This is a genomic window from Ohtaekwangia kribbensis (genome assembly GCF_042676245.1).
Taxonomy (GTDB): domain Bacteria; phylum Bacteroidota; class Bacteroidia; order Cytophagales; family Cyclobacteriaceae; genus Ohtaekwangia; species Ohtaekwangia kribbensis.
On record NZ_JBHTKA010000008.1, the window covers coordinates 656644 to 668200 of the forward strand.

Annotated in this window: 7 protein-coding genes; 6 read left to right on the forward strand and 1 reads right to left on the reverse strand. The window is 41.5% G+C overall.

Annotation, left to right across the window (positions count from 1 at the left end):
- Positions 1 to 3: 3 nt before the first annotated feature.
- The 6 genes from ACFQ21_RS23820 (at position 4) to ACFQ21_RS23845 (ending at position 7565) form a co-directional block, all read left to right on the forward strand.
- Positions 4 to 408, forward strand: coding sequence for an ATP-binding protein (locus ACFQ21_RS23820; RefSeq protein ID WP_377583412.1), 405 nt, complete (start codon positions 4 to 6; stop codon positions 406 to 408).
- Entirely contained in the window at positions 408 to 833 is a 426-nt protein-coding gene (gene ybeY, locus ACFQ21_RS23825; protein ID WP_377583414.1) for an rRNA maturation RNase YbeY, read from the forward strand. Before ACFQ21_RS23820 ends, ybeY begins: the two co-directional genes overlap by 1 nt.
- A 141-nt stretch (positions 834 to 974) precedes the next feature.
- Complete coding sequence (mnmG, locus tag ACFQ21_RS23830) at positions 975 to 2837, forward strand: tRNA uridine-5-carboxymethylaminomethyl(34) synthesis enzyme MnmG (protein ID WP_377584063.1); 1863 nt, start codon at positions 975 to 977, stop codon at positions 2835 to 2837.
- A gap of 119 nt (positions 2838 to 2956) precedes the next feature.
- Complete coding sequence (locus tag ACFQ21_RS23835) at positions 2957 to 3721, forward strand: class I SAM-dependent methyltransferase (protein WP_377583416.1); 765 nt, start codon at positions 2957 to 2959, stop codon at positions 3719 to 3721.
- Entirely contained in the window at positions 3718 to 5415 is a 1698-nt protein-coding gene (locus ACFQ21_RS23840) for an Ig-like domain-containing protein (protein ID WP_377583418.1), read from the forward strand. Before ACFQ21_RS23835 ends, ACFQ21_RS23840 begins: the two co-directional genes overlap by 4 nt.
- A 254-nt stretch (positions 5416 to 5669) precedes the next feature.
- Positions 5670 to 7565: a tetratricopeptide repeat protein gene (locus ACFQ21_RS23845; protein ID WP_377583420.1), complete on the forward strand. Its 1896-nt coding sequence runs from the start codon at positions 5670 to 5672 to the stop codon at positions 7563 to 7565.
- A gap of 94 nt (positions 7566 to 7659) precedes the next feature.
- On the opposite strand, the gene ACFQ21_RS23850 is transcribed toward ACFQ21_RS23845, so the two are convergent.
- The gene (locus ACFQ21_RS23850; RefSeq protein WP_377583422.1) at positions 7660 to 11553 is read right to left on the reverse strand and encodes a T9SS type A sorting domain-containing protein; all 3894 of its coding nucleotides are present in this window, start codon (positions 11551 to 11553) and stop codon (positions 7660 to 7662) included.
- Between the last annotated feature and the right edge of the window lie 4 nt (positions 11554 to 11557).

The following is an 11557-nucleotide window of genomic DNA, read 5'->3' on the forward strand; positions in this document are numbered from 1 at the left end:
CACATGAACACGATCAGCATCCAGGTTCCATCAATTATGGAGAACATCAGAATGATTGAAAGCTTTATTGACAATGCTAAAGAGCGCTTTCATCTGGACGATGACATTTATGGAAATATAATGATAGCCGTAACGGAGGCAGTGAACAATGCCATTAAGCATGGCAACTCTAGCGACAAGTCGAAGAACGTTCATCTGAGTTTATCCCTTGACAACAGCATGATTAAGTTTGTTATTAAAGATGAAGGAAACGGATTCAATTACGACAACCTGCCCGACCCAACAGCTCCTGAGAATCTTGAAAAGCCCGGAGGCCGCGGTATATTCCTGATGAAACATCTTTCTGATGAAGTTGATTTCAAGGAAAAAGGTCGTGTTGTAGAACTTAGCTTTTACGTAAACTCCTGATGGCTTCTATTCGATTCTTTGCGGAAGACGTACAATTTAAAATCCCTCATCCGCGGAAAACCACCAACTGGATTAAAGAGACTATACAAAAAGAGAAGAAAGAGCAGGGCAATGTGAATTTCATTTTTTGCTCTGACGAATACCTGCACTCCATAAACGTCCAATACCTCAATCACACCACCTACACGGACATTGTTACGTTCGACAGCAGCGAAACAAAGGGATTAATAGAGGGAGACATTTTTATAAGCGTTGAAAGAATCCAAGAAAATGCCTCCAAATTCAACACATCTTTCGATGAAGAACTTCACCGCGTGATAATTCATGGAGTCCTTCACCTAATCGGCTACTCAGACAAGGGATCTACCAAGAAAGCCCAGATGAAAAGAAAAGAGGACACTTACCTATCTTTGAGAGGAAAATGACTGTTCCACGTGGAACAACAACCCCTGCAGATTTATTCACGTTCCACGTGGAACACAAATGTGGAAATGTGGATGAATTTTGTGGGCAACTTTTCGTTCCACGTGGAACAAAATTGACGGAATAGAATTTCTTAATATATGATGTTTCCAGATTACGATGTTATTGTGGTGGGGGCTGGGCATGCCGGCTGTGAGGCGGCACATGCCGCGGCCAGAATGGGCTCAAAAGTGTTAATGGTCACTATGAACATGAACACTATTGCCCAAATGTCTTGTAACCCGGCAATGGGTGGTGTAGCCAAAGGTCAAATAGTGCGAGAGATAGACGCCCTTGGAGGTATGTCGGGGATTATCTCAGATAAATCCATGATTCAATTCCGAATGCTCAACAGATCTAAGGGTCCTGCCATGTGGAGTCCAAGAACGCAGAACGATAGAATGAGATTCTCTGAAGAATGGAGATTAGCTCTTGAACAAACGCCTAACCTGGACTTCTGGCAAGAAATGGTCAAAGAAGTACTTGTTAAGAATGGAAGGGCAGTTGGAATAAAGACTAGTCTCGGTTTAGAGATAAAAGCCAACGCGGTCGTACTGACCAACGGAACATTCCTGAATGGGAAGATTCACATAGGAGAAAAGAACTTCGGTGGAGGCAGAACAGCAGAAGGTGCAGCCACTGGTCTTACTGAGCAATTGGTCTCGTTAGGATTTGAGTCAGGGAGAATGAAAACAGGGACTCCACCGCGAATAGATGGTAGGAGTCTCGATTATTCAAAAATGGAAGAACAACCAGGAGATGAACAACCCGCAAAGTTCTCCTACGGCGATACCAAAACTTTAGAAAAACAAATAAGCTGCTGGATAACCTATACTAATGACGAAGTCCATCACGAACTCAAGAAAGGCTTCGAGAAATCTCCAATGTTCCAGGGTCGCATTAAAGGCTTAGGCCCAAGATACTGTCCATCCATAGAAGACAAGATAAATCGATTCGCTGAGCGTGAAAGACACCAGATCTTTGTAGAGCCAGAAGGATGGAACACCGTTGAGATCTATGTAAATGGATTCTCTACCTCTCTACCTGAAGATGTACAATATCAAGCCCTCACCAAGATACCAGGTTTTGAAAAGGCTAAAATGTTCCGCCCTGGTTACGCAATAGAGTACGACTTCTTCCCACCAACTCAGCTACAATTGAGCCTTGAAACACAAAGAGTAGAGGGACTCTTCTTTGCAGGTCAAATCAACGGGACCACAGGATACGAAGAGGCAGCATGCCAAGGCCTCATGGCAGGAATCAATGCCCACAACAAAGCACATAGCAAAGAACCACTCATCCTGAAAAGATCGGAAGCTTATATCGGCGTACTGATAGACGACTTAGTTAACAAGGGCACCCAAGAACCATACAGGATGTTCACCTCAAGAGCGGAGTACAGAATTCTACTAAGACAAGACAATGCAGACCTTAGATTAACTGAAATAGGGCATAGCATCGGACTAGCAAGTGACGAAAGGCTTGAAAAGGTGCAAACCAAAAAAGAACACTTTAACCATCTGCTTCAACAACTAAAGAAGGCTAAACTCGACCCCGCAATGGTGAATGATGGACTGACTCAATTCAATACTTCAACTATTGATGAGAAAGTCTCCGTGGCTCATCTTCTGAAAAGACCCCAACTCAGCATCAAAGAAATAAAAGCCTTAAGTACCGAAACAAGGGAACTACTCGACAAATATTCCATTGAAGTACAAGAACAGGTAGAGATAAGTATAAAGTATGAAAGCTATATCGATCGTGAGCAAAAGCTTGCCGAAAAGATAGGAACGCTTGAGGACTTCAAAATCAAATCCGACTTCGATTATGATAGGGTAAAGGCACTTTCATCGGAAGCAAGAGAAAAACTTAAGAAAATAAAACCTGAAACATTAGGACAGGCAACCCGAATCAGTGGTGTATCGCCATCTGACATTTCTGTATTAACTATTTATCTAGGCAAATGATCGCTGTTACCAATTGCCCAATATGTGGCAACCATAATTTTCAAAATGTATTTACCTGTAAAGACTATACCGTTACGCAAGAAAATTTCACACTTGTACTATGTGAACAATGCCACTTCTTGATAACTAGTCCAAGGCCAAGTGACTCTGAGCTCGGAAAGTACTATTTGTCTGATGACTACATTTCGCACACCAACGAAGCTAAAACATTAATTGACAAAGTATATCTGACAGCTCGAAACTATACTCTAACATGGAAACGTAACCTTATCCTGAATAACACTACGCGCACCGAGAACAAACTACTTGACTATGGCTGTGGAACCGGAGCCTTCCTTCACGCAGCAAATAAAGACAATTGGAAGTCATTCGGGATAGAACCATCCACTCAAGCCAGGGAGGAAGCAAAGAAGATAACAAATGCCCCTGTTTATAAATCACTTGATGAAATACAGGACGACACGTTCGATGCTATCACTATGTGGCACGTGCTTGAGCACGTTCCTGATCTGAATGAACTTCTTCAGAAACTAAAATCAATTCTCTCAGAGAATGGCACAATGTTTATTGCTGTACCCAATCATTCTAGCTGGGATGGAAAGAAGTATAAAGCACATTGGGCGGGCTACGATGTACCAAGACATCTGTGGCACTTCTCAGACCAAACCATGACGAAGCTAGTTGAGAACAACGGATTAAAAGTAAAACAGATTATACCGATGAAACTCGACTCATTCTATATATCTCTTCTGAGTGAAAAGTATAGGAGAGGAAATACAACAATCACCGGAATGATCGCAGCATTTATAAACGGATTGAAGTCAAATATACTTGCTACAAAAAACGGTCAATACTCAAGCCTGATATACATAGTTAGAAAATGAAACTGAAAAAAAGTTTACACTGGTTAATATTTCCTTTGTTCATTCTTTCATGCGCAAGACAAACCTCGCCAACGGGTGGTCCTAAAGATACCATACCTCCTATACTCATGCGATCATTCCCGGTAAAGGAACAAACCAACTTCAAAGACAATACTATAGAGCTTATATTCGATGAAGCCGTTGCAGTTAATAATCCAAAAGAGCAAATTATCATAACCCCAGATATTAATAAAGAGTACGACATCATTGCCCGAAAGAATAAAGTAAGCCTCACACTGAAAGCCAAACTCAAAGACAGCACTACTTACTCTTTCAACTTCCGTGATGCCGTTCAAGATATAACTGAAAAGAATCCGGCAGTCAATCTCAAACTTGCTCTAAGTACAGGGTCCTACATAGATTCATTATCCATTGAAGGGACAGCTGTAGATCCACTCAAAAACAAAGAGTATAAAGATGTTACCATCGCACTATATGAAAGTGACACCTTCAACATTCTAAAACACAAACCAGTCTATCTTACCAAAAGCAATGACAAAGGAAGATACAGACTTGAAAATCTAAAACCCGGTATATATCACCTCTACGGAATAGATGATAAAAACCGAAACCTGATTGTTGACAGTAAAACTGAGTCATACGGCTTTCTTGTAGATAGCATCAATCTCACAAAAGATATCAAGTCAATCAATATCCCTCTGATCAAACTCGATGCTCGTCCGCTCAAGCTTACAAACTCCCGGCCTTACAATACTTACTTCAACATCAAAACCTCTAAGAATCTAAAACAATTCAGGTTGTCCTCTCCGGGCGAAGTTGTTATGTCTTCTTTTGGTGACGATCAGTCTAACATAAAAATCTATAACACCTTTGACACCAAGGATAGTGTAGCTATAACGCTTCAAGCACTCGATAGTGTAAACAATTCTCTCGACACTGTTCTCTACGCAAAGTTCAGTGAACGTGAAGTAAAACCGGAAGCCTTTACTACAAAATCTGAGGGCTTTAGAGTACTAGCCAACAAAGGCACCATCAAGGGAAAAGTACAGTTCAACAAACCTCTCCTTGATGTTCATTTCGATAGTATCATCTACCGAATTGATTCAGCAAAGACAATTACTTTTTCACGTGAAAACATCCTCTGGGACAGTCTGCATAATCGTCTCACTATAGAAAAAACATTTGACAAAAGTTTACTCGCCAAACCAACAGAATCAGAAATCAAGGCAACAACTCCAATTCAAAAGCCCTCTCCTCAAACCAAGACAGCTCCGAAAAAAGTCGTAAGCCATCAACTCCTATTTGGTAAAGGTGCCTTCATCAGTATAGAGCTCGACAGCTCCAAGCATTCAGAAGAGCAACTTAAACCCATAGCACTCGAGGAGACAGGGATTATTTTTATTGATGTACAAACAACTGAACCAAACTTTATAGTAGAACTGCTTGATAAAAATTTCAATGTCATCGCATCACAAAAAAATATTCGTAAACCACAGTTCGAAGATCTGAGCCCATCCGAATATCAAATCCGACTAATCATAGATAAAGATAATGACGGCAAATGGTCACCAGGAAATTATATTCTCAAACACGAACCAGAACCTATACGTTTTTACAGGAACGAAAAAGCTAATCCAGTTATCAACTTAAAAGCGAATTGGGAGGTCGGACCATTGTTGATAAAGTATCCATAACTTGTTAAATGATGTTGAAAAAACAAGTCAAACTTTGTCGAAATCCTCATTGTTACCAACCCATGCACAACAATGTGTATGAAAACCAAGTTACCAACATACACTAACATCGTACTCTATCCACACGCAACTTACCCACTCAACGTATATATGTTAACAACTTCACAACCTATTGATAAAGAGATAATTAAACTGTAAATTCATTCAACATTCATTCAACACAAAGAACAACGAAACCTTATCCACATTTCGACATGACTAATTATAAATACTATATATATTATTTAATTAATACTATTAGTCAACGTTCAATCTTAATAACGTTCCTTGTTCTTCTTGTTCACCTTTCGTTCGGACAGAATCAATCCGAAATACAGCTCGCGAATGAGTATCTTTTAAAAGGTGATAAGAAAAAAGCGGTTGAGCTTTATCGTGAGTTGTCCAAACAGGATGTGAACAATTCTTTTATTTACAACAACTATATAAACACGCTGCTCGACCTGGGGGCGTACGATGAAGCACAAGGCTTCTTAAAAAAATTATTAAAGCGCGATCCGGAGAATCTGCAGTACAAGCTCGATGCAGGACTCGTCTACGTGCGTTCTGGAGACCTTACACGGGCCGATCGTTACTTCCGTGAGTTGATTGCTGAAAATAAAACGAACGTGCAGCGTATAAAGCTTATGGCGGAATTCTTCTCGTCACGTTCACTGCTCGATTACGGCATACTCTCGCTCACTGAAAGCCGAAACTTTCTAAACAATTCCACACTCTTCAGTCTCGACCTGGCCATGCTGTATCGACTGAAGGGAAATCAAGATAAAATGGTGCAGGAATATCTGAATTACGTAACACAGACCTCAGCCAATATTCAATATGTAAAAAATGTGATGCAGGCTCTTTTGACGGAACCTGAAGAACTAACGAGCCTGGAAAAATTACTATACGACCGCGTACAGGAATTTCCGGACGTGGAAGTATACTCGGATCTGCTGATCTGGGTAACGATGCAGCAGAAAAATTTCTACGCGTCTTTCGTCCAGGCGCGGGCTTACGACAAGCGCTATAAACACGATGGCGAAAAAAGTATGGAAGTTGCCAAAGTGGCTTTGGACAATGAAGACTATGATAACGCAGCAAAGATTTACCGCTACATCATTCGTGAGTATAGAAACACACCCAACTACCTGATGGCAACCTTAGGCCTCATTCGTACACGCGAAGCCAGATTAAAAAAAATCTACCCGGTAAATACAGATTCAGTTAAAACACTGGTAACGGATTACAGAAAATTTATCAAACAATATCCGGATAACGCAAACGCTCTGGAAGCGGCACGAAGCGAAGCGTTGCTCTTTGCCAATTACCTGGATCAAAAAGATTCGGCCGTAAAAATTTTAAATAAACTCATCGCCAATCCACGAACTTCGCTATACCTCCGGTCAAAGGCAAAATTGGATCTCGGAGACATTTATCTTTTGAAAGCCGAGCCGTGGGAATCTACGCTGCTATACTCGCAAGTAGAAAAAACACAAAAAGAAAATCCCATTGGTTATGAGGCCAAGTTGAAGAATGCAAAACTATCCTACTACAAAGGCGACTTCAGGCTTGCGCAGGAACACCTCGATATTCTTAAAGAAGCAACGACTCGTGAAATCGCCAACGATGCGCTTGACCTGAGCATGCGCATTAAAGAAAATATAGCCCTCGATTCTGCCGGTGAAGCGCTCCAGGAGTATGCTTCCATTGAACTGACGCTCTACCAGAACAAAACGGATGAAGCGTTGGCAAGACTTGATAAATTGAAGCAGGGATTTTCTGTTGCAGGAAAGGCAGTGTCAAACCAGACTATACTTGACGATGTATATTGGCTTGAAGCAAATATTCGCATGAAACGTGGAGAGTTTGATAACGCAATTGGTCTGCTTCAAAAAATTCGCGATGAATTCGCTGATGATATACTGGCTGACGATGCTTACTTTTTACAAGGTGAAATTTATGAGCGCCAGTTAAAAAATAAAGAGAAAGCGATGGAGATATATCGTGACTTCCTCAACAAATATCCGGGAAGTGTATATGCGGCCGAAGCAAGAAAAAGATATCGAACCATGCGTGGAGATTTTGCGGAACCGGCTCAACCTCGCTTTTAAAAAATTTTTCGCTTGTTGACAGCCTGTGGATAACTGGTTTCTGCCAAGAATAAAAAAATAAAAAGGGATCACAAAATGATCCCTTTCTTTGTTTTTATCTCGCGATGACAATTTTCTGGGTTATCGATCGTACACCACTTTTTGCTTTGACCAAGTATAGCCCCGCAGGATAATCATTGTCAAAAATTACTTCTGCATAACCCGTTTCGTCCGTAGTTATTTTTTTACGCGCAACTTCGTAGCCCGACATATCATGTATACTTACTTCAACATCGGCTTGCTCACTGAAAGAGCGAAGTGACGCGGTGAAATCCTTTTGCTGAACCGGATTCGGTGATAAAACAAGTTGCGCACGTTGAGACGTAGCATCAACCTCAACTGCTACGGGCTTGAATGTTTTTGATATGCCATCCAGGTCAGTTTGTCTTAAACGATAGTACGATAAACCACTATACGGTGCATTATCCCAAGCCTCATAAGTATGCTCTTCGTTTGTTGTACCACTGCCTTTTACTTTCGTAACGGTCTGGAAAAATTCTCCGGACCTGGAATTTTCGATCGTGAAATAATCGTTGTCCAACTCGCTTGTTGTAGTCCACACTAGTTTAACTCTTCCGTCAATTGCGTATGCTTTGAAACTTTTCAGATTTATGGGTAGTGGGTTAATTGGATCTTCAGAGCCCAAAGTAAAAGGACTGAATGCTGTGATAAGATCGCTTGTCAAAGAGCCAGCGCTTTGTGTACCGGAAATTGAATTTCCTCCGTGGTTTATCCATCGCGATCCGTCCCAACGGATAACACGAAGATCTGCGCGACCCGGTGAGCCTGAGTTGGATGATACACCACTGCGATTATCCCATGTAAGTGTAACCGTTGCATCAGTTATTCCGGATCGATTCAGTATCCAATACTCAACATCACTTATTGTTGCCAGCGAACCATCATTGAGCGAACCATATGTATCCAAAGCACTGGCTGAAAAATATTCAGCTGTAAATGTTGTAAGCGGAGTATTGGTTGCTGTAATGGAGAGTTCTCGTAATCTTCCACTTTTTCCGATCGGGAAAGTAAATGACCCCATCGAGTTTGTTTGTTTGCCGGCAGGACCATTGATGTGCGTAGCATCACTCACACCGGTATAACTTCCACCGGTACCAAAAATTATATGACCACTTGATGATGTGTTCACAATTCCATCTACAAAAGTCATCAGGTTATCAACCACTACATTTTGCGAAATATTTTTTGCACCACCTCCGTCAACAATAAGATCGTAAATAGAAAACTGATCATCTCCTGAAATTTGCTGAGCGCTGCTGCCACTCAATGTTATAGTACCGCTACCAGCATCGAAAGAATTATTTTGTGTAAAATTTCCGATCAGATCTATGCTCTGACTTCCCGAAACAACAAGACTTCCATTTACAACCACTCCATATGGAGCAACACCATCAGTACATTGGCTGATACTTCCGGCTCCTGAAAGTGTAACCATCGCATCTTCAATAATAACAAGTTCTTTAACCGTAACAGATGAAGCTATATTTGGCTGGAAAGTAGCTTTATTTATTTTGATACGGTCGCGACCACCACATGATGGAACAACATTGCCCGACCAGTTTGCAGCTGTGTACCAGTTGGTTTCATTACCTGCTGAACCTCCGAGCCAGGTTATGAGCACTTCACTTGCTCCAATGTCTGGTACATTTAAACGTTGTGCTCCATCTATATCTTCGGTTACAACGGAAGCTCCCTGGTCAACTATATTATCATCAACCACAGTTGATCCATCTTCTGGTATTCGCAAATCACCTGACGCGATCGAAATAAATTTTCCGTTTGGTGTCGATGCAATCGTTCCGAGATCCGAAAATTTTGAATTCGCATCAGCAACACCTTGCCAGGTTGCAAAATCATAATTGGTACTGGCAACATTCGCTACAGCATTGGTATTGTACAATAAATTATAGTCAGATGATGCAGTTGTAAAATTGGCGAGATTGTTCATAGCAATAGCGTAGTTGCCACTTCCACCGCTGCGATTATTAAAAAGAATATTACTCTGAACATTAACAGGCGAGTTGGACGATCTGAAAAATGATGCGGTAGTTGCACTGCTTCCACCATTCGCTCCCGTGATCACCACTGAATTTGCAAAGAGAGAAAGTGTTGACGTGTTAGTGTAAAAATTATAGAAACCATAGATCGCTGCATCAGCCGTTACGCTGGAGCCGAGTGTTATCATGTTGTTGACAAGCGCGAGGTTTACATCGGAGCTTCCGACCGAGATGCCTGATATCGTTGCAAAATTGGAATTGCTTTGCAAGTTGCTGATCGTGTTTCGCTGAACGCTGCTGACATTTGCTCCGGCTGTTATACCTGTTAATCTATAGTTTACTGTAGAAGCACCGGATGCTACGATGTATCCGATTTTATTTTTATCTACATAACTATAGTTGCTGGTAGTGTTCGTGTTGATACCAACGATCTCATATTCTGAAGGACATGTAGTGCAGGCATCGATCACAACAGAATTTGCCCGCGTGTTATCGCTGAGCGATCCGATTTCATTTTTTGTAATGTTGGCACGAACTCCGGCAGTGCCGGTATTAATTCCCGAGAAGATATACTGAACTCCCGAAGGCTTGCTGGTAATTGTATTTTTAACGATCGTATTTTTCAAAACTGTTGAGTACGTAGTGCTCGATACGTTAAGATCAATACCTCTGAAGAGCGCTGATGTTGAAGGAGTCGCTCCGCTGTTACTCACAACAAAATTCTGAACAGTATTTTCCTGTATCACCACGGGTTGGGTTCCACTCGTTTGTATACCAATCACGGTTCCACCGTCTGTGTTGTCGGTTACAGCTATACTTCCTGTTCCGTCTGCCTTCGAGCCGATAAAATTATCTTCAATCGTGCAGTTACAATTGTTTGCAAAAATACCCACCAGCAATGTTGCAGCAGTTGCTGCGTGGCTCGTTGCATTTACATTCGTGAGGACGTTGCCTGAAATTTCTGCAGTTGTTGTTCCTGAACTGGGCTCAAGCCAGATGAGACGCGAACGGATATAGGAAGAACTGTTGGACGATGTCCATGGAATACTGCTAACGGCAGCCAACGGACTGTCACCGCCGATGTAGTTATTATTGATATAATATGTACCTGAACTCGTAATGTTTATACCATATATATCTTTACTCGCAGTGTTTGATATGGCTGATGTTTGATAGATGGAATTATTTTCAATCGTCCAGTTATCATTGTTGGAGCTTAGAAAAATTCCGCGACCGGTGTTCACAGTACCAACACCAAAAAAGAAATCGTAAATTCTATTATAACGAATGGTGTTGTTTTGATTGGGTGTTCCAAAGGAACCCGAAGAATATATCCCGTTTGACGGATGAAGACTTGAATTTTTTATGTCGCAGTATTCTACTACAATGTTATTGTTACCCACTGTACCGCCACCCCCAAAAAAAACGACACCGCGATTTACGTTTGCATCATTTCCTTCAATGATGATAGAACGAAGTGAGTTATCTATAGCACCACCGCTAAAACTGAAAACAATTCCTTCACCGGCAGGTGTAACATTCTCGAATGTATTTGAGAATGTGAGGTAGCGATTTGAATAATCAAATGTTGAATTAGAAGGATCTCTTCCATCAATTATAACACGGTCAGCTCCTGTAAAACGAATAAGTGCAAGGCCACCACCTGTCGCTCCGGTTATAGTTCGCATCACGTTTGAACTTGGTCGAATGGTAAGAAGGAACGGACCGCCAAACTCTGTTCGCTGATTTAAACTGTGTGTTCCCGGTTCAGTGATGTCAGACACAATGCTTACGGTAACATTTCCATTCATACCATTAACATTGATTGCATTGAAAAGTCCGGATGAACCTGTGAGATCAGGATACATTCCTGAAGTACCTACTGTAACAGTGCCTGATAACTGGGCAAACAATGCCGTTGAGCATGCCAACAGC